We start from the raw sequence: 19,308 nt of genomic DNA, 5'->3' as shown, positions 1-19,308 counted from the left end.
CTTCCAGTCTCATCAGAAATCAAATCCGCTCCTATGGACATCACGGGCATCGTCCCGTCCACCATGGCGTCGCCGCCATTCCGATGGAAGCGCGAAATCGCCAGCCCAGAGCCCAAGCTTCTGTGTCCGTGCGTCTTCCTCCTCGCGCTCATAGGCACCATAGGCAACCGCCAATCCCGACCGCACCATCGCGGCATTGATATCTTCTTCCCCGCGATGGCAACGCACCAGGAGACGGCCAAATTTATCCAGTTCGGCGCCGCGACAAAGCACATCAGTATCCGATACGAGCGCCGAAAGTGCCGCGCGCGCCTCTTTCCCGCAAGGCCATTCCTTTCCGTCCCGACGACAGGTCTGGGCAAGTTCCGGCGCATCGATGCCGAGAAGCCGCAAACGGCGTCCATCCTGTGCGAGGCTGTCCCCATCGGCCGCTACGAAGCGACCGGTCAGTCGCACGGCATTATCCTCACCGACTTTCGCTGCGATAAGCGCCAGGAGAAGGATGAAACAGACCGCGACAAGAACGTCGTATAACCTGTTGGAAAACATCGATTCAATTCCGAATCCCGGCCATTGCCACGACCTCTTTCATGGCAAACAAATCCTTAGCACGGAAGCATCTTCTTAAGATTTCGGCGATAGTCTCGTTCCTGCTTGCTGCGAGTATCCGTTAGTCGTCATGAGTCAAAACGCCAGTTCGTCGCCCGATAAGATCATTGTCGACCGATCGCGCCCGTCCAGAAACACGGATGTCGCGAAAGCGGTCAAGCATACCCGCGAGCGCCTGCAGACCCATGGCGGCATCTCCACCAATTTCGATCGCGAAATGCTGGAAGTCTATCTCTCCACTGCAAAGCAGAGCGCGGCATTGCAGCCATTGTTCGTCATTCTGGTCGGTCTGTTCAGCAACTACTTCTTCACGACGATCAATCTGTTCCCGTGGATGCTCGCCTCGCTTTTCGTGCATTCCATAAACATCCTGATCGCGAACCGGGCCCGCGCCAGCACCATCACGACCGACAATGCCTCAACCTGGCAGCGCCGGCTATTGCTGTCGCAATTCCTCACCGGCTGCTGCTGGGCCTGGTTCTCCTTCATCGGCTGCGACGGCTGCGAAAGCGGCTATTTCTATTTCAAGGGTTCCGCACTGCTGATCGTGCTGTCGGCGACCTCCTTCCTCGTTTTCATGCTGCGGTCGTCAACGCTCGTCACCTTCATGCCGGTGGTGATTGCCCTCGCCTTCATTTCGGCGCTGTCGCGCGATCCGATGGATATGGCGCTGACGGCAATGTTCACGACCTCGGTTGCCTTTTTCGCCTTCCTGACCGCGCGCCTTTACAGCGCCAATCTGCAGCTTCTTTCCTTCCAGTCGGAAAAGGACGATCTGATCGCGGAACTGGAAATGGCCAAGTCGCTTTCCGACGAGGCGCGACGCCGCGCTGAGGAAGCCAATCTGGCCAAGTCACGTTTCCTTGCATCGATGTCCCATGAGCTCAGAACGCCGCTTAACGCCATTCTCGGCTTCTCTGAAGTCATGGCAACGGAAGTCATGGGACCGCTCAACAATCAGATCTACAAGGAATATGTCGGCGACATCCATGCGTCGGGCAAACATCTGCTCGATCTCATCAATGAAATCCTCGATCTGTCGCGCATCGAAGCCGGTCGTTACGAACTGAACGAGGAAACCGTTCAGCTGGTCGACATGACGGAGGATTGCATCGGCATGGTGCAACTGCGCGCCAAGGCAAAGAACATCCAGATTCATGACCAGTTTGAACCGTCAATGCCTGCCATCTGGGCCGATGAGAAAGCCATTCGGCAGGTGATTCTTAACCTCCTGTCCAACGCCGTGAAATTCACGCCCAAGGGCGGAGAAATTCAGGTCAAGGTGGGTTGGACCGCTTCGGGCGGCCAATATGTGTCGATCAAGGACAATGGTCCCGGAATTCCGGAGGAGGAAATCCCCGTCGTTCTCTCCGCCTTTGGTCAGGGCTCGATCGCCATCAAGAGCGCAGAACAGGGCACGGGTCTTGGTTTGCCGATCGTCCAGGCAATCCTCCACAAGCACGATGGCCAGTTCCTTCTGAAGTCGAAATTGCGCGAAGGAACCGAGGTCATCGCCATCCTGCCGGCAAAGCGTGTGCTGCAGACAGTGGCGGCAGTCGAGGAGACCCACGCGGTCGATCGTCGCAGGAAAAGCTTTGCCTGAGGGGACTGCCCTCAATCAGAGAAAAACGACATAGGCGATATAGATCGCTGCTGCCAACAACATGCAAAAGACGGCAAAGGACCCCAGATCCTTGGCATGTTTGCCCATCTCCGATCGTTCCGGCGACACGCGGTCGACCAGTTCCTCAATGGCTGTATTCAGCGCTTCGAAGCCGAACATGATCAGGAAAATCAGGGTCAGCAGAAGATATTCGCCGATCGTTGCATCGACCAGCCAGAAAGCGATCAGACCGGCAAGAAAATACAAGATCTCATGGCGGAAAGCAGATTCCTTGAGAACACGCCAGAAGCCATGCCAGGAATAGCTGGCGGCTGCGAAAAGATGCGCCAGGCCGGTTTTCTTGCCTTCAGTTTCCAACATTCAAACACCACCGCTATTTCTTGCGGCAGTCTTTGAACATATCCAGTCCCGGGTTGTAAACCGATGTTTGAATATCGAGAAGACCAAGGATCGAGTGGAAGAAGTTGTCGTGCGAATAGGCCTCGTCCGTCCGCTTCAACAGACAGTCGCGATCGAGCCCCGACCGGCTCCGGTAGCTCTCTGAAAACCAGGCAATCATCGGAACATGCGTCTGGACCTCCGGCGCGATCGAATAGGGTGTTCCATGCAGGAAAAGCCCGTTCTCGCCAAGGGATTCGCCATGGTCTGACGCATAGTAGATCGCGCCATCAACCGAGGCCTGATGGTTCTTCAGGATTGCGATGACATCGGCCAGGAAACGATCCGTGGCGAGGATGGAGTTATCGTAGGCATTGACCACTTCCTCATGGCTGCAGGAGGTGATCTGCGGCGTGCGACAGTCCGGTACGAAACGGCGCAGATCGTCCGGATAGCGCATGTAATAGGCCGGTCCGTGCGAGCCGATCTGGTGCAGCACCACCAGCGTATCCTTGTTGGCTGTCGAAACGAGTTTTTCCAGCCGTGACAGGAAGACGCTGTCCCGACATTCATTGTCCTTACAATGTTCGGGCTCCTTCGCATGCGTCAGGCTTTCATACGAAATGCCGCGCGCAATGCCCTTGTCGCCGGTGTTGTTGTCCCACCAGATCGCCTCGATGCCAGCATGTGTTGCGACATTCATCAGGGATTCGCTCGCCCAGGCCTTGCTCTTGGAATAGTTTTCGCGCCCGAAGTTGGAAAACATGCATGGCAAGGATTCCGCCGTGTCGGTGCCGCAACTCGATACATTCGGATAGTTGACGATGTCGAGGCGCGAGAGTTCGGGATTGGTTTCCCGATCGTAGCCGTTGAGCGAGAAATTCGCAGCACGCGCCGTCTCTCCGGCCACCACCACGAGAACGACAGGCTTGCGGGATGCCGAAATCCAGGCGCCTCGCTTGGCATCGCGTCCGAGCGGAGCCATCTCAACTTTTGCATCGGCTGCAGCACGGGCAGCATATTTGATGGCCGAACTGACCGGGCCGGTCGGGTTGAGCGTTTCGACGATTACACGGTCCTGCCTGAGCGAGACGATGATCACACCCAGCTCACTGTAGATCAGTCCGGCAGACAGGATGAGGAACAGAGCCGCAACAGCAATATTCCGTATTAGCCTGCGCAGGAACGAGACCGGGCTGATCCGCACCCAGAGCACAAGACAGATCGGCACCAGCGCAAAGAGGACGAGATGCCGGAGGAGATCGAACGTTACGAGATAGCGCGCTTCCGTGACCGTCGTCGTCGCCGCATTCTCGATCATCGAGGAGTTGATGATGGTGCCGAATGTGTCCGTGTAATAGGCAGCCGGCGCAGACACAGCGAAAGCGAGAATCGCAATGGTCTTCAGAAGGTAAGGATAGGCGACGAGGACGAGGGCCGCCGCAAAGAGCAGAAATACAGCGCCACCAAAGGCAAACAGGCTGTAGTTGCCACCGAAGGCCTGGACGGAATGGCGCCAGAACGTGTCATTGGCGGTTGCCAGAACGCCGATGGCAACGAGAACAGCCAGCAGAACCGCAGGAACCTGCGGTCTGCGCCCAACGAATGACAAAGCCATGCACCTCTCCCCACCCGACCAGGTCGCGTCAACGACCGTGTCGGGACCATTCTAACATGCGCATGGCTCATTCCTTAATTAGGACTTATTTGAGACACCAGCGGTTTCAAAGGTTGCCATGCCGGTGTGACAAGCCGCCGCAGACCGAACAATGGTCGCGGCCAGAGCGGCACCTGTCCCCTCGCCCAACCGCATGCCAAGCGCCAGGATCGGCGTCTTGCCGAGTTTCTCGATGGCGCGCAGATGGCCAGGCTCAGCGGAAACATGTCCGATCAGGCAATGATCGAGCGCCGAGGGATTTGCCGCCTTGAGAATTGCCGCCGCCGCAGTCGCGACATAACCGTCGATGATCACCGGAATCCGCTCGACGCGTGCGGCGAGAATGGCGCCCGCCATGGCCGCGATTTCGCGCCCGCCCAGACGGCGGAGGATTTCGAGCGGATCGGAGAGATGATCCTTGTGGAATTCAACCGCCTTTTCGACGGCGCGGATCTTGCGCTCAAGAACATCGCCCTCCGAACCCGTGCCGGGCCCCACCCAGTCCTCGGCGGTGCCGCCATAGAGCGCCAGGTTGATGGCGGCCGCAATGGTCGTGTTGCCAATCCCCATTTCACCGATGCAGAGAAGATCGGTGCCGCCGGCAATCGATTCCATGCCGAACGCCATGGTGGCGGCGCAATCGCGTTCCGAGAGCGCTGCCTCCTCGGTGATGTCGCCGGTCGGATAGTCCAGCGCCAGGTCGAAAACCTTCAGTCCGAGATCGTTGGTGGCACAGATCTGGTTGATCGCCGCACCGCCATTGGAAAAATTCGCGACCATCTGCTTGGTCACTTCGGGCGGATAGGGCGTGATTTTCTGGCGCGTCACACCGTGATTGCCGGCAAAGATCGCCACGAGCGGCCGGTTGACAGCCGGCTTGCGCCCGGTCCAGGCCGCCAGCCAGAAGGCGATTTCCTCGAGCCGTCCGAGCGAACCCGGCGGCTTGGTCAGTTGTTTGTCGCGATCGCGCGCATCCACCAGCGCCTGCGTCATCGGTCCGGGAAGGTTATCGATGAGAGTGCGGAAATCGTCGAAAGGCAGGCCGGTGATGCTCATGCTGTGAATGCTCCGGAAATTCGTTTCCAAGGTCGTGCGCGCTCTCTATTATCGGCACAGACACCGGGGAGCAACAGCCAAACACGCCTCCGGTGGACGTAAGGAGTACAGACGTGCCGGCCAATGACTTCATCACCGATATCGCCAGGGCGACCGGATTTCTGAGCCGGATCCCGGTTGCGGATCGCTATTTTCGCGATTTCGACGGCTCGTTGAGCCGGGCCGTCCGTGCCTTTCCGGTTGCGGGCTTTCTCATCTGCCTGCCGCCGGCCGCCGTCTTTGCCCTTGCTCTCGCTCTCGGCCAGCAACCGCTCATCGCCGCTTTCCTCGCTCTTGCCGCGCATACGCTGATCACGGGTGCGCTGCACGAGGATGGCCTTGCCGACAGCGCCGACGGTCTTGGCGGCGCCCGTGACCGGGAAAAGGCGCTGCTGATCATGCGCGACAGCCGGATCGGCAGCTATGGCGCCGTTGCACTCATCCTCTCCTTCGGCATCCGGGCAAGCGCACTTTCGGCCATCGGTTCGCTGATGTTGCCGGGACCTGCCGGCTTTGCCTATGCGGCGCTCGGCGCGCTCAGCCGCGCAGCGCTTGTGTGGCACTGGTCGCAATTGCCACCCGCCCGCACCGACGGCGTTGCCGTTGCTTCAGGCGCACCCGCGGCCGAACAGGTTCCCGTGAGCCTGGCGCTGGGCGCTATAATCGCCGGCGCCATCCTCTGGTATTGCGGTTCGTTCCTGCTCGCCCTCCTCACGCTGGGCGCAACCGCTGTCGCGACGATTGCCTTTACCAGTCGCACCCGCACCCGCCTCGGCGGCCACACTGGCGATACGATCGGCGCGACACAGCAGATTTCGGAGATGGCTGCCCTCGCGACGCTTGCCGTTTTCCTTCGCATAACCACATAAGCGGCATAACCAAAGAGGTCGCCATGGAATCGCCCTGCATTCTCGTCTGTTCGATCGACGATAAAACCGGATTTTGTTTCGGCTGCGGTCGCACGAAAGCGGAGATCGGCGCCTGGACGAGCTATACGAGCAGCGAGCGCCGGGCGATCATGGACAGTCTCCCGGCCCGGCTGGAAACGGTCGAGCGCAAGCCGCGACGTGAAACCCGCCGGACCCGCATGGCGCGGGAGGGGCAGGCAACGTGACGCGACTTCTGATCATCATCGCTGTCATTCTCGGCGCCCTTCTTCTGCTCAAACTGGCTCTGGGTTCCGGCGGCGTCGGCTCGATCGACACCGAGCAATCCATGTCCTTCGTCTATTACGCCATGCTTCTGGCGCTCGTCAGTGGCGGCGTCATCGCCTCCCAGCGCAACTGGGGCGAAGCGGCCCGCAATTTTATTCTCTGGACGGTGATCGGGCTCGGGCTCGTGGCCGGCTATCTCTATCGTTACGACGCGCAGGATTTCGCCTCGCGGATGTCGGCTGGCCTGATCCCGGGCCGCGCCGCCACCATCACAGACGAGAACGGCTTCAACACGGTGATCCTCTATCGCGGCGACAATGGCCATTTTCATGCCGATACGGTGATCGATGGCGTTGGCGTGAGCATGATGGTCGATACCGGCGCAAGCTCGATCGCCCTGACCTATGAGGATGCCGAGCGCATCGGCCTCAACCCGGCCACGCTCGATTTCGACGCGACGGTGATGACGGCCAATGGACCGGCCAGGACCGCCTATGTCACGCTGTCGACGGTTTCGATCGGCGGCATCGAACGGACCAATGTCCGTGCCGGCATTGCCGAACGCGGACGGTTGGATCAGAGCCTGCTTGGGATGACCTTTCTCGAAACCCTCTCTTCCTTCGCCTTCACCGGCGAACAGCTGAAGCTCAAGAACTGAGCGGCCTTCAGAGCAGGCTGTAGAAGAAGCGGGCGGAGACCGCGACCAGGAAGAGGCCGAACCCGACCTCGAGCTGGCGGCGCGACATGGCATGTGCGAGCCGCACGCCCACCGGCGCTGTCATCAGTGTCACGGGAATGACGAGCAGAACGGTGATCCAGTTGATGAAGCCGGTGGAAAAGGGCGGCAGGCCCGCCTCGCCCCAACCGGCCCAGGCGTAGCCGATCAATCCGGGGATCGAGATCAACACCCCAACGCCGGATGACGTCGCGACAGACTGGTGCACGGTGCGGCCCCAGAGCGTCATCCAGAGATTGGACAACACGCCGCCACCCACACCCATCAGGCCGGAAAAGAGGCCGATGCCGGCACCGGCGACCGCATTGAGAAAACCGCCCGGCATCTGGTCACCGAACCGCCAGCTTTCGCGGTTGAGGAACATTCTGAGGGCAATGAGGAGCGAGAGGACAGCGAAGATGGTGCGCAGCGCTGCACCCGATATGTAGGCGGCAATGGCCGAGGCCAGGATGGTGCCGAGCGGCAGCCAGATCGCCCAGTCTTTCAGGATCTTCATATCGACCGCGCCGCGTTTGCGATGCGCATTGAAAGAACGGATCGAGGTTGGAACGATGATGGCGAGCGACGTTCCGACCGCCACATGGGTGCGCACGGCGTCATCGACACCCACGAGCCCATAGACCTGGTAAAAAACCGGCACGAGGATGGCCCCGCCTCCGACGCCGAACAGACCGGCAAGAATGCCGGCAACGGCGCCGGCGGCAATCAACAGCGATGCAAACAGGATGATTTCAGACACTGGCGGCATGGGAACGTCCTTTTTGACGTTCTTTGCGCCCGAGGTCTGGCGACAGCAAGCGCAGTTTTTCGTCCGCCGGTACGCTTCTGTTAAAAAGCTGTAGCAGGAATCGTCAGGCTCGATGGCATTCTAGTCGCAGTGCCGATAGCCGGACTTGCGGGTCCTGAGGTCGAAGTGGAAATGATCCTTGTGATGCGGATCGCTTCCCGGCCCGAGCACCGTATTGAAATACTTGCACGAATCCGAGCGTACCGCTTTCAGCAATCCTTTTTCGCGGAAGGCGAAGATACTCTTCTTGCGGACATCGATTTCCTTGCCGGATTTCAGGACGAACTTTCCGATATCGATCGCATTGCCCTTGGCATGTTCCGACCAGGGATTGGAGGATTTCGAATTCATCTTGCGGCAGGAGTAGGACGACATCTGATAGATCGTGTCGATGCCGGAAAAATATCGATAGCGGGACGATGGCACCAACTCGTACTTCACCCACTTCGCGAAACTGCGGGTGATGTTGCAGTTGAGTTTCGCGGCCGGCTTGAGCGTGATGCCGCCGGAAAAGCCGCTGACCTCGATCGGGTGCGGAATGCCGCAATTGGCACCGTCGGCAATCGGATCGATCTCGCGGAACTTCACTCCGAGTTTCTTGAGCTCGGCGCGGCAGGATCGATCGGCAGCCGTCAGCCCGCCATAGGATTCGGGAATCTGTTCGGGGTTCGAAAAGCGCGGAATGAAGGCAACTTCGGTTTCCTTCGAACGGTCGACACGGCGGGATGGCGGCGTGATTTCGCTTGCGATGGTACCGAACTCGCCTGGAGTGGACTTCGACGCTGGTTCTGCCGCCGGATTGAGCGCCACCGGCGTGTCGGTTCCGATCCCGTCAACCACAGGCTGGCTGGTGTTCTTCTCGGCTATGTCGTTGGCCTGCTCTTCTGCGAGGCCCACCGGCTCGGGCTCAACGCCCAGGGCGGAATCGATATTGACGCCATCCTCTGCGGGAGACGGATCGGCAAGCGATGGTGCGGCCTCGGTTGCTTCCGGCTTCGGATCGACAGCAGCAAGATTGGGCGTGTTGAGATAATCGATCTGATCATCGGCCACCTGCGCCGGTTCCGGCTGGGCGGCATAGTTCACATCTTCACGGATTTTGGCCGGCGGAATGGAGGAGACCCGCGTCTCTCCATCGATATCTTCCGGCGGCACCATGGGGCCCGAACATCCGGCCACCACAAGCACCACAAGAGCCGGCAGCAGGGCCCGACTGCCCTTCATTCCCAACGCAAAACTCATGGCAACGCTCGCCGGTTCACCGGTACACTTCAGAAGAGGATACGGGCGAATGGTTAGCGAAGGGTGAAGCTGTCGCGAATCGCGTCAGGCGCTTCAGAAAGCCTTGCGGCGCGAGGCGCGCCAGAGCCGCCATTGACGGCCAAGCGGCGACAGATGCAAGGGTCGATCCAGCAGATCTGCCCCTGCCCGCTCGGCTTTCGCAAACACGCTTTCGGCCAGCGACACGGGCAGGAAGGCCGCCTTGACGCCGCCTTTGACGGACGAAGATTCCGCTCTTGCCTTGCGCAGGTGATCGCGACCGAAACCGGAGAAAGCAGCAATAGCCGCCGCGATCCTGTTACGCTCCTCGCCGGCCAGAAACGTCTCTGCTGTCAGGCCGGTGGCCGCCAGAATATCGCCGGGGATATAGATCTGGTGACGGCTGCGGTGGTAAGGCAGAAGCAGCAGACAACCCGCCACGAGTTGGGCAATGCCGGCATGTCCGGCTGCACTGGCCACTGAGGGCGCCGCTTCGGCATCCAGCACCAAAGCCGTCAATTGGATGAGCGCAGATGCGGTCTCGCCGGCATAGAGTTCGAAAGCCTGGCGGTCCGGCATCGGATCGTCATAGAGATCGAAGATGCGCGCCTCGGTCATGGTGGCAAGCGGCGTCCGTGGCAGGCGAAATGTGTCGATCGTCCGCATCAGGCCGGCAGCGATCGGGTTGGCGCTTGCATCGCCCGCCGCCGAACCTTCGAGAAGATCGCGCCACCATTGCAGCCGGATCTCGCCCGGCAGCGGATCGCGGACCAGTTCCCGCACACGCGCCAGTTCGGCATTGAAGGCATAGAGCGCGGCGACCGGGCCGCGTTTGTCTTCTGGCAACAGCAGGCAGGCGAGATAGCGATCGAAATCGGTCTGCCTCAGTGTCGTCAGGCAATGGTGGAACGGATCTTCGGAGGCGGCTGCCATTGGCTATTCCACGGCAATCAGGGCGGCCGCGACTGCGCGCTCTTCTGCAAGCAGGATATTGTAGGTCCGCACCGCTGCACCGGTCGACATCGGGTCCGCCGAGATGTTGCGGGCCTTCAGCGCCTCCCGCAACGGTTTCGGCAGCGGCAGAAGCTGCTTGCCGGTTCCGATCAGCAGGATCTCGATATCGTCGGCATCGCCGAAGACTTTCTCGAACAGATCATCGGTGAGAGGATTGCCCTCCTCCACACCCCAACCGTGAATACCGGACGGCAGGCAGAGGATCGATCCGCGATGGCTCATATCCGCAAAACGGAAGCCGTGATTGCCATAGGCATCGATCGGCGCCCGCCCGGGGAAATGCTGTTCGCGAATGATGATCCCCTTTGCCAAGGTTTACACCGCCGGCGCTGTGGAGGCTTTGCCCTCATCCTGTTCGTCGCCGCCCTGGAAGTTTTCCGGGCGCAGCTTGAACAGGATCAGGATCGGCGCCGCAATGTAGATCGACGAGAAGGTGCCAACGACCACACCGAACAGCATCGAGATGGTAAAGCCGCGGATGACCTCGCCGCCGAACAGCACGAGGGCTGCAATCGCGATCAAGGTCGTGACCGAGGTCAGGATGGTGCGCGACAGCGTCGAGTTGATCGAGGTATCGATCAGCAGCGGCAACGGCATCTTCTTGTAGCGGCGCAGGTTTTCACGCATGCGGTCATAGACGACGACGGTATCGTTCAGCGAATAGCCGACGATGGTCAGGACCGCCGCAATACTCGTGATATCGAATTCCAGTCCCGTCACAACGAAGAGCCCGATCGTCAGCAACAGGTCGTGCAGGGTCGCCACGATGGCGCCGATAGCGAATTGCCATTCGAACCGGATCCAGATGTAGCCCATGATCGCCAGCAGCGACAGGCCAACCCCGATCAGACCGGTGAGCGCGAGCTCACCCGAAACGGACGGACCGACCACTTCGACACGGCGGAAATCGAAATCGTCGCCGAGTTCGCCACGAATCTTGGCAACGGCAGACTGTTCGGCATTCTCGCCGGCATCCTGGCTCTGGACCCGGATCAGCACCACGCTCGGATCACCGAACTGCTGAACCTGCACGCCGCTGAGATTGAGATCGTTAAGCCGCGCGCGAATGTCGGCCAGATCGGCGGCACCACGCTTGTCCTGCACTTCGATGACGGAGCCGCCGGTGAAATCGATGCCGAGGTTGAGCCCCAGCGTCGCGAACCCGGCGATCGATGCGATCGTCAGTGCTGCGGAAACCGTGAACGTATAGTTCCGGATCGCCATGAAGCGGATGGCCGCAAAATCGAAGAAGCCGGTGCGGATCCCCTTCGGCAGGGTCTTCGGACGGGTCCGGCGCATCCAGATCGCAATCATCAGGCGCGAGACAGTGTAAGCGGTGAAGACGGTGGTGACGATACCGATCGAAAGCGTGACGGCAAAGCCGCGCACCGGACCTGACCCCATATAGAAGAGGATGACAGCTGCGATCAGCGTCGTCAGGTTGGCGTCGATGATGGTGCCGAAGGCTTTCGAGAAGCCGGCTTCCATTGCCTGCGGGATCGAACGTCCGGCCTTCACTTCCTCGCGGAAGCGTTCATAGAACAGAACGTTGGAGTCGACCGCCTGACCGATCGTCAGAACGATACCCGCGATACCCGGCAAGGTCAGCGTCGCCCCGAGCAGCGACAGGATCGCAATCATCATCACGACGTTGATGATCATCGCGATGTTGGCGATGATGCCGAGCGTTCCGTAGAAGAAGGTCATGAAGGCGATCACGGCAACGAGGCCGATGATGCCTGCAATCACGCCGGCGCGGATCGAGTCGGCACCGAGGCCGGGCCCAACGGTGCGTTCTTCAACCACAGTCAATGTCGCCGGAAGTGCACCGGCACGCAGGAGAACAGCAAGATCGTTGGCTGCCTGGGGATCAAAACGGCCAGATATCTGGCCAGCGCCACCGATGATCGGTTCCTTGATTAGCGGTGCGGTAATCACCTGATTGTCCAGAACGATGGCAAAGGGCTCGCCGACATGCTGCTGCGTTACATTGGCAAATGTCTTTGCGCCCTTGGAATCAAAACGGAAAGAAACGATCGGCTCGTTGTTCTGCTGGTTGAAGCCCGGCTGCGCATCCACGAGGTTTTCACCCGAAAGGATCGCCCGTTTTTCAAGCAGATAGGGTACCGGCGGATCGTCGTTCGAATAGACGACTTCCGATGTTGCTGGCGGGCGACCGTTGATAGCTTCAGCGACCGGCATCGATGTATCGACCAGATGGAAGGTGAGTTTGGCGGTCTGGTTGAGGAGCGCCTTCAGGCGCTGCGGATCCTGAAGGCCCGGAACCTGAACCACGATACGATCGGAGCCCTGGCGCAGGATCAGCGGTTCGGTGGTGCCCAGTTCGTCGACACGGCGGCGGACAACTTCGATCGACTGCGACAAAGCAGAACTGACGCGGTAATTGATGCCCTCATCGGTGAGCAGCAGCTGGAAAGCGCCATCAGTTCCCGCGTTAATTGTCACTTCGATGATCGACGCGCTGGTCAGGCCGGTCGAAACGGGGGCTGTGAGATCCTTCAGCGCCTCTTTGGCAGCGTCGATCTGGCTGACATCACGAAGACGGAAACGTACGGTCTGGCCGTCCGCCGCCAGGCCGGTATAGCCGATAGACGCCTGGCGAAGGTTGCCGCGTACCTCGTCCAGGACAGTGTCCACTCGCTCCTTGACGATATCGCCGCGCTCGAGGCGCAGCATGATATAAGACCCACCCTGCAGATCGAGACCGAGCGTCATCGGTCGCTTGGGCATCCAGTCCGGAAGCGCATCGAGCGTGGATTGCGACAGGACATTCGGCAAGGCGATCAGAATGCTGATCAATGTCGTGAGCCAGATAAGGATCGATTTCCAGCGCGAATAATGGAGCATGTGACACTCGATGCAGTTCGGAGGTAAAACAAAGGCGGGATGATCCCGCCTCGCCTTCTATCAGGGCTTGTTGGCTGCCTGCGGTTCCTTGACCGGCTCGCCCTTGACGCGCACTTCGGCGATCAGCGAACGCAGAACCCGGACCTTCACGCCATCGGCGATTTCGGCTTCGAGTTCGGAATCATCGACGACTTTGGTCACCTTGCCGATCAGACCACCGCCCATGACGACCTGGTCGCCACGACGGATGTTCTTGAGGATTTCCTCGCGCTTCTTCATCTGCTGGCGCTGCGGGCGGAAGATGAGGAAGTAGAACACCACCAGCATCGGCACGAACAGAATGAGGATATCCATGGCGCCGCCCATGGACGACGACGGCGTTGCCGTTTGGGCGAAGGCTTCGGTGAACAACATCAATGACTCCCGGACATGATTGACTGTGCGGCACGCGAGGGCCGCCCTGTGAGCCGCCGGAATATAGGAAGATGCCGGATCAATGCAACAGCCGAATAGCAAATCCCGCTGCGAAACCACCGTTTTGGGCCACCGGTGACCTTTTCGGCCTCCTCATCCCATGGTACCGGCGACTGGAAAAACCAGTTGGAGGCAGGCAATGACCACGGAACTGCTCACATCGATCCTTACCGAAATCCGCCGCCTCGCCGACGCGGCCGAGCGGCTTGCCGGCCCCTCGCCTCTCCCGATCGATTGGGAGAGCGCGGACTGCTTCGTCTGGAACCCGGACGGGCAAACGCTCGATCCGGTCAACCGCCCGAACCGGGTCGATCTCAGTCTCATCCGTGGCGTCGATCACGTCAAGACGATCCTGTTTGAAAACACGGAACGGTTTGCGACGGGCTACCCGGCCAACAATGTGTTGCTGTGGGGTGCGCGCGGCATGGGCAAATCCTCGCTGGTCAAGGCGATCCATGCGGCGATCAATCAAAGCCGTGGCGAGCATATGAAGCTTGTCGAGGTCCATCGCGAGGATATCCAGTCGCTGCCGGCTCTGATGGACATTCTCAAGAAATCCGCCTTCCGCGTCATTCTCTTCTGTGACGACCTGTCGTTCGATCATGACGACACGTCCTACAAATCGCTGAAGGCCGCCCTCGATGGTGGCGTCGAAGGCCGACCGGAGAATGTGCTTTTCTATGCGACCTCCAATCGTCGCCACCTCCTGCCCCGCAACATGATCGAAAACGAACAGTCAACAGCAATCAATCCATCGGAAGCGGTGGAGGAAAAGGTCTCGCTGTCGGACCGTTTCGGCCTCTGGCTCGGTTTCCACAAATGCAGCCAGGACGACTATCTCGCAATGATCGATGGCTATGCCACCCATTTCAAGCTGTCGGTGGAGCCCGAAACGCTGCATGCCGAGGCGCTTGAATGGGCCACAACACGCGGCTCCCGCTCGGGCCGCGTCGCCTGGCAGTTCATCCAGGATCTGGCAGGACGGTTGCACACGAAGATATAACAGAAAAGCCCGGCTGAGCCGGGCTTTTCAACTCCTTCCTGGACGCAAAACTATTGCAGGAAGGTCATCGGGTTGACTGGCGTGGATTTCTGCCGGACTTCGAAATGCAGCTTCGGACGTTTCGCGCCGCCGGACATGCCGGAGTTTGCGATCACCTGGCCGCGGGTCACCTTGTCGCCACGCTTGACGTTGAGTGCCGAAGCGTTGCCGTAGACCGTCACAGTGCCGTCGTCGTGACGAACCAGCACGGTGTTGCCGAGATCCTTAAGGCCAGCACCGGAATAGATGACGACACCGTTTTCGGCGGCCTTGACCGGGGTCCCTTCCGGTACCGAGATATCGATGCCCGGGTTGCGGATCCCATCGATATTCTGACCGTAGCCGGCGATGACGGCACCGCGAACCGGCCAGCGATATTTGCTGATCCCTGTGTCATCGGGAGCCTTTTCGCCATTGTCGGCCGATTTCTGCACTTCCTCGACGCTCTTTTCAGCGACCGGCGGCGTGTAGGTCTTTGGCTTGCTGTCGATAGCGTCCTTGATCTTGCCCGTGGTCGGAACCGAGGCAGTCTTGATATCGTCGGCCTTCTTGCGGGCTGCGGCCATATCGGCACCCGGGATGACCAGTTTCTGGCCGATCCGGATCGAAGCCGTTTCGAGCTTGTTGGCTTCCTTCAGCTGATCGACGCCGATGCCATGGGCCTTGGCGATCCGGGCGAGGGAATCGCCCTGTTTGACCTCATAGACCTTGCCGGACTTGTCAGCGGCGGCATCCGAATTGTCGGCAACCTTGTCGGCATCGCCGCTCTTGTTCTTGTCGCGGAGAGCTGCCGCGTTCGGCAGGATCGCCTTTTCCTGTTCCGGCAGCTTGGCGGGGACCGGGATCTTCTTGTCATTCAGTTTGGCGGTTTCGACCGGCTTCGCCTTCGACTTCGCATCTACCTTGACGGCGACGGGAATGATGATCGACCGGCCGAACTTGAGGTCGGAGGCCGACTTCATGTTGTTCGCCTTGAGGATCTCGGACTGCGGAACGCCATAGCGATCGGCAAAGCCCGACAGGGTATCGCCGCTGCGCACCATCACACGCGGAGAGGAATCGCTGACCTTCCAGGTCGATTTGATCGTGCCCGTCTTGATATCGTCGGCATCGGTTGGCGGCACCAGCACATTCTTGCGCGCCGGCATTGGCTGGGTGAGCGCCTGCCGCTCCTCGTCGACCGCAACCGGCGACGACAGTTCCTGACGCTCGACCCGGACCGGTGTCACCGCAGCGCGGGTCGGCGAATAGGTGGTGGTCGAGGTGCTGATCTGATCGGGATAGGGCTGGTTCAGCGCCGCATCGCCGGTCACATCCTGGCTGATACGATTGTCAGCACCCGCAACATCCTCGCGGGGCACCGGCAACTTGCCATTGATGGCATTCACTTTGTGCGGAACCGACGCGGTCGTCAGAGGATCCGTCTTTCGGGAAAAGAGCCCGTCGAACCGGCTGACGTCGGAACTGCACCCTGACGCTACACCCGCAAGCAGGAATGCCACGGCGAGACGTACGGACTTTACATTGCACTTCACTGCTTGTTGGCTACGCATGACAGGAACCCACGCTTACGCTTTATGTGATTTCATTAAAGCGCGTTAGTATTACTGGGCGGTTAATGACCTTGCCAAAAGTGAAATTATTGTGAGAAACGATAACCTTAACAGCTGGTTACCGGACTGGAAGGACTGAACACGCAAGGAGCGTTCCTGCGTCAGGTTGATTGAAGCGCAAAGGTCGATCGAAGCAATCCGGTCGCGGTGGCGGATCGCGCCAGCGCAGGGCGTTCAAAGGGCAAGGGCGATTTGCGGGATAATCGGCTGGTAGGCGACTTCGAACATGTCGACCCGTTCGAAACGGCTGCCGGTCTTGGTGAGCTTGACCATGCGGCAGGTGCCGCCCTCACCGAGGATGGGGGCGATCATCACACCACCCGAGACCAGCTGCTCGGCATAGATGCGCGGCATCGACGGAAAAGAAGCGGTGACGAAAATGCGGTCGAAGGTCCCCTCACCCTGCAGGCCGCTGCTGCCATCGGCTTGGCGGATCACCACATTGCGGATGGCAAGCTTGTCCATCCGTTCGGTGGCATTCTGCACCAGCGTCTTGTAGCGATCGATGGTGAGGACACGCTCGGTCATGCGGGCCATGACGGCGGCGGTGAAACCGGAACCGGTGCCGATCTCCAGCACCCGGTGATTGTTCTTGAGCTTGAGCGCATCGATCAGTTCGGCGGCAAGATCGACACCTTCCATGAAACTGCCGCATTCGATCGGGATCGACCGCGACGACCATGCGTGCCCCATGAATTCCGGGGGCGTGAAGAGATGTCTGGGTGTCTGTTCGATCGCGTTGAGAAGGTCTGCATCGGAAACACCCTTGGCACGCAGCCGCAGGCACATTGCCGCAAAACCTTCCTTCGCGCTGATCTGGGGCATCTTAGTCGTCTTCCGCAACCGCCTGCTGGAGCTTGTTCAGGGATGCATAATCCGTCAGATCCAGTTTCAATGGGGTTACCGAAATCTTCTTTTCCTTGAGAGCGTGAATATCGGTGCCCTCGCGGAAATCGCCGCGACGCTCATCGAACTTCAGCCAGTAGTAAGGATAGTTGCGGCCATCGTGGCGCTTTTCGACATTGATGCCGAAATCGAGCTTGCCCTGCGAGGTCACCGAAACGCCCTGCACCTCCTCGGGACGGCAGTTCGGGAAGTTGAGATTGAGGAACGACCAGGCTGGCAGTTCGACATTCACGAGCTTCTTCAGGAGCTTCGGCGCATAGAGTTCCACGACCTCCCAGGGAATCATCCGTTCGCCGAGCTTGTAGTTGGCGGCCTGGCTGATCGCGAACGACTTGATGCCCTGCAGCGTCCCCTCGATTGCGCCGGCAATGGTTCCGGAATAGGTGACGTCATCGGCCATATTGGCGCCGTTGTTGACGCCCGACAGCACGATATCGGGCTTCTTGTCGCGAAGGATCTCACGCACACCCATGATCACGCAATCGGTCGGCGTTCCGCGCAGGGCGAAATGCTTGTCGGACACTTTGCGAAGGCGCAGCGGCTCCGAGAGCGTCAGCGAATGTGCAAGACCGCTCTGGTCGGTTTCCGGCGCTACGATCCAGACATCATCCGACAGCGTGCGGGCGATGCGTTCCAATACGGCCAGACCTTCGGCGTGAATGCCATCATCGTTGGTCAGAAGAATGCGCATCACTCAGGCCGCCTTTTCGATTTTCTTGAGCCCGCCCATGTAGGGCAGCAGAACGTCCGGAATGGCAATCGAGCCATCTTCATTCTGGTAGTTTTCCATCACGGCGATCAGCGCACGACCAACGGCGGTACCCGAGCCGTTGAGTGTATGGACGAACCGGACCGAGCGATCGTTCCGGTCGCGATAGCGCGCATTCATGCGACGGCCCTGGAAATCGCCGCAGACCGAGCAGGACGAAATCTCGCGATAGGTGTTCTGGCCGGGCAGCCAGACCTCGATGTCATAGGTCTTCTGCGAACCGAAGCCCATGTCGCCGGTGCAGAGGGTGACGGTGCGGAAATGCAGGCCGAGCTTCTTCAGGATCGCTTCGGCGCATTCGGTCATCCGCTCATGTTCGGCGATCGAGGAGTCGGCGTCGGTGATGGAAACCAGTTCGACCTTGTTGAACTGGTGCTGGCGCAGCATGCCGCGGGTATCGCGGCCAGCCGAACCGGCTTCCGAGCGGAAACAGGGCGTCAGCGCCGTCAGTCGCAGCGGCAGCTGGTCATGCTCGAGGATTTGCTCGCGGACCAGGTTGGTCAGCGGCACTTCGGCGGTCGGGATCAACCAGCGCTGGTCGGTGGTCTGGAACAGGTCTTCGGCAAATTTCGGCAGCTGGCCGGTGCCGAACATCGCATCGTCCCGCACCATCAGGGGCGGCTGCACTTCGAGATAGCCATGCTCGGTCGTGTGCGTATCGAGCATGAACTGGCCGATCGCGCGCTCAAGACGAGCCAGTTGTCCCTTGAGAATGGTGAAGCGGGCGCCGGCAATCTTGGCAGCCCCTTCGAAATCCATATAACCGAGCGCTTCGCCGAGATCGAAATGTTCCTTTGCCGCATGGTTCCAGCCCGGCTTCTGACCGATCAGATGGCGCACGACATTGTCATGCTCATCCTTGCCCTGCGGAACATCGGCAAGCGGAATGTTGGGGATGCGCGACAGCGCGTCATTGAGCTCGGCGGTCAACCGCCGCTCTTCCTCTTCAGCGGCCGGCAGATCGACCTTGATCGCAGCCACTTCCGCCTTCAGCCTTTCGGCGAGTTCGGCGTTTTTCTGCGCCATTGCCACGCCGATTTCCTTTGAGGCGGCGTTGCGACGCGACTGCATCTCCTGCGCCTTCTGGACGACGGCGCGCCGATTTTCATCGAGTGCGATCAGTTTCGAGGACAGGGCATCGGCCCCGCGCCGCGCCAGAGCGGCATCCAGAGCCTCGGCATTGTCACGGATCCATTTCATATCGAGCATCGGAGCACCATGCTATTTGTCGTGATGGTCTTGGCATCGGCCGGGCCGATTCCGTCATGGGAGGGTTTTGGCGCGAGCGGCGATCAAACACAAGCCGCAATGCGCGAGATCCG

At 59.8% G+C, this 19,308-nt stretch carries 19 protein-coding genes; 5 read left to right on the top strand and 14 right to left on the bottom strand.

Annotated features, from left to right (window positions below; all coding sequences use genetic code 11):
* Positions 1-12: 12 nt before the first annotated feature.
* Positions 13-549, bottom strand: a complete 537-nt coding sequence (locus Q4481_RS08045; RefSeq protein ID WP_304375818.1) for a thermonuclease family protein — start codon at positions 547-549, stop codon at positions 13-15.
* Between the two features lie 130 nt (positions 550-679).
* Between Q4481_RS08045 and Q4481_RS08040 the strand changes: the two genes are divergently transcribed.
* A complete protein-coding gene (locus tag Q4481_RS08040) occupies positions 680-2,212 on the top strand; it encodes a sensor histidine kinase (RefSeq protein WP_304375817.1) in 1,533 nt (510 codons plus the stop codon).
* 15 nt (positions 2,213-2,227) lie between these two features.
* On the opposite strand, the gene Q4481_RS08035 is transcribed toward Q4481_RS08040, so the two are convergent.
* From Q4481_RS08035 to cobT, 3 genes are all read right to left on the bottom strand, one after another.
* On the bottom strand, positions 2,228-2,593 hold the full coding sequence (locus tag Q4481_RS08035; protein ID WP_304375816.1) for a diacylglycerol kinase: 366 nt from the start codon (positions 2,591-2,593) through the stop codon (positions 2,228-2,230).
* A 13-nt stretch (positions 2,594-2,606) separates the two neighbouring features.
* Entirely contained in the window at positions 2,607-4,229 is a 1,623-nt protein-coding gene (locus tag Q4481_RS08030; RefSeq protein WP_304375814.1) for a phosphoethanolamine transferase, read from the bottom strand.
* A 78-nt stretch (positions 4,230-4,307) separates the two neighbouring features.
* The gene (gene cobT, locus Q4481_RS08025) at positions 4,308-5,324 is read right to left on the bottom strand and encodes a nicotinate-nucleotide--dimethylbenzimidazole phosphoribosyltransferase (RefSeq protein ID WP_304375813.1); all 1,017 of its coding nucleotides are present in this window, start codon (positions 5,322-5,324) and stop codon (positions 4,308-4,310) included.
* Positions 5,325-5,437: 113 nt separating this feature from the next.
* Between cobT and Q4481_RS08020 the strand changes: the two genes are divergently transcribed.
* From Q4481_RS08020 to Q4481_RS08010, 3 genes are read left to right on the top strand one after another with little or no spacing between them, the layout of a single operon-like run.
* The gene (locus tag Q4481_RS08020; RefSeq protein ID WP_304375812.1) at positions 5,438-6,232 is read left to right on the top strand and encodes an adenosylcobinamide-GDP ribazoletransferase; all 795 of its coding nucleotides are present in this window, start codon (positions 5,438-5,440) and stop codon (positions 6,230-6,232) included.
* A 23-nt stretch (positions 6,233-6,255) separates the two neighbouring features.
* On the top strand, positions 6,256-6,477 hold the full coding sequence (locus Q4481_RS08015; protein ID WP_304375810.1) for a DUF1289 domain-containing protein: 222 nt from the start codon (positions 6,256-6,258) through the stop codon (positions 6,475-6,477).
* Positions 6,474-7,175, top strand: coding sequence for a retropepsin-like aspartic protease family protein (locus Q4481_RS08010; RefSeq protein WP_304375808.1), 702 nt, complete (start codon positions 6,474-6,476; stop codon positions 7,173-7,175). The genes Q4481_RS08015 and Q4481_RS08010 overlap by 4 nt, the downstream gene beginning before the upstream one ends.
* A gap of 7 nt (positions 7,176-7,182) precedes the next feature.
* Here Q4481_RS08010 and Q4481_RS08005 read toward each other — a convergent pair whose 3' ends face one another.
* The 6 genes from Q4481_RS08005 to yajC all read right to left on the bottom strand — a co-directional run bounded on the left by Q4481_RS08005 (position 7,183) and on the right by yajC (position 13,596).
* On the bottom strand, positions 7,183-8,001 hold the full coding sequence (locus Q4481_RS08005) for a sulfite exporter TauE/SafE family protein (RefSeq protein WP_304375807.1): 819 nt from the start codon (positions 7,999-8,001) through the stop codon (positions 7,183-7,185).
* Between the two features lie 120 nt (positions 8,002-8,121).
* Positions 8,122-9,282, bottom strand: coding sequence for an extensin-like domain-containing protein (locus Q4481_RS08000; RefSeq protein ID WP_304375806.1), 1,161 nt, complete (start codon positions 9,280-9,282; stop codon positions 8,122-8,124).
* Between the two features lie 93 nt (positions 9,283-9,375).
* Positions 9,376-10,233 carry a phytoene/squalene synthase family protein gene (locus tag Q4481_RS07995; RefSeq protein ID WP_304375805.1) on the bottom strand — a complete coding sequence of 286 codons (858 nt, stop codon included), beginning with the start codon at positions 10,231-10,233 and terminating at the stop codon, positions 9,376-9,378.
* A 3-nt stretch (positions 10,234-10,236) separates the two neighbouring features.
* Positions 10,237-10,626, bottom strand: a complete 390-nt coding sequence (locus Q4481_RS07990) for an Mth938-like domain-containing protein (RefSeq protein WP_304375804.1) — start codon at positions 10,624-10,626, stop codon at positions 10,237-10,239.
* A gap of 3 nt (positions 10,627-10,629) precedes the next feature.
* Positions 10,630-13,182, bottom strand: a complete 2,553-nt coding sequence (gene secDF, locus Q4481_RS07985) for a protein translocase subunit SecDF (RefSeq protein WP_304375803.1) — start codon at positions 13,180-13,182, stop codon at positions 10,630-10,632.
* Between the two features lie 60 nt (positions 13,183-13,242).
* Positions 13,243-13,596: a preprotein translocase subunit YajC gene (gene yajC / locus Q4481_RS07980; RefSeq protein ID WP_304375802.1), complete on the bottom strand. Its 354-nt coding sequence runs from the start codon at positions 13,594-13,596 to the stop codon at positions 13,243-13,245.
* A 199-nt stretch (positions 13,597-13,795) separates the two neighbouring features.
* Here yajC and Q4481_RS07975 point away from each other — a divergent pair, with 199 nt between their 5' ends.
* A complete protein-coding gene (locus Q4481_RS07975) occupies positions 13,796-14,659 on the top strand; it encodes an ATP-binding protein (protein WP_304375800.1) in 864 nt (287 codons plus the stop codon).
* Between the two features lie 50 nt (positions 14,660-14,709).
* Here Q4481_RS07975 and Q4481_RS07970 read toward each other — a convergent pair whose 3' ends face one another.
* From Q4481_RS07970 to serS, 4 genes are all read right to left on the bottom strand, one after another.
* Positions 14,710-16,251 (bottom strand): peptidoglycan DD-metalloendopeptidase family protein, encoded by a 1,542-nt coding sequence (locus Q4481_RS07970; protein WP_304375799.1) that lies wholly within the window; start codon positions 16,249-16,251, stop codon positions 14,710-14,712.
* A gap of 234 nt (positions 16,252-16,485) precedes the next feature.
* Complete coding sequence (locus Q4481_RS07965; RefSeq protein ID WP_304375798.1) at positions 16,486-17,136, bottom strand: protein-L-isoaspartate(D-aspartate) O-methyltransferase; 651 nt, start codon at positions 17,134-17,136, stop codon at positions 16,486-16,488.
* Position 17,137: 1 nt separating this feature from the next.
* Positions 17,138-17,908, bottom strand: coding sequence for a 5'/3'-nucleotidase SurE (gene surE / locus Q4481_RS07960; RefSeq protein WP_304375797.1), 771 nt, complete (start codon positions 17,906-17,908; stop codon positions 17,138-17,140).
* Positions 17,909-17,911: 3 nt separating this feature from the next.
* Positions 17,912-19,195 carry a serine--tRNA ligase gene (gene serS / locus Q4481_RS07955; RefSeq protein WP_304375795.1) on the bottom strand — a complete coding sequence of 428 codons (1,284 nt, stop codon included), beginning with the start codon at positions 19,193-19,195 and terminating at the stop codon, positions 17,912-17,914.
* Positions 19,196-19,308: the final 113 nt, after the last annotated feature.

This window comes from Fluviirhizobium alvei, from assembly GCF_030551875.1.
Taxonomy (GTDB): Bacteria; Pseudomonadota; Alphaproteobacteria; order Rhizobiales; family Rhizobiaceae; genus Rhizobium_E; species Rhizobium_E alvei.
The sequence above is the reverse complement of the archived record's forward strand: the minus strand, read 5'-3'. Positions and strand labels throughout refer to the sequence as shown.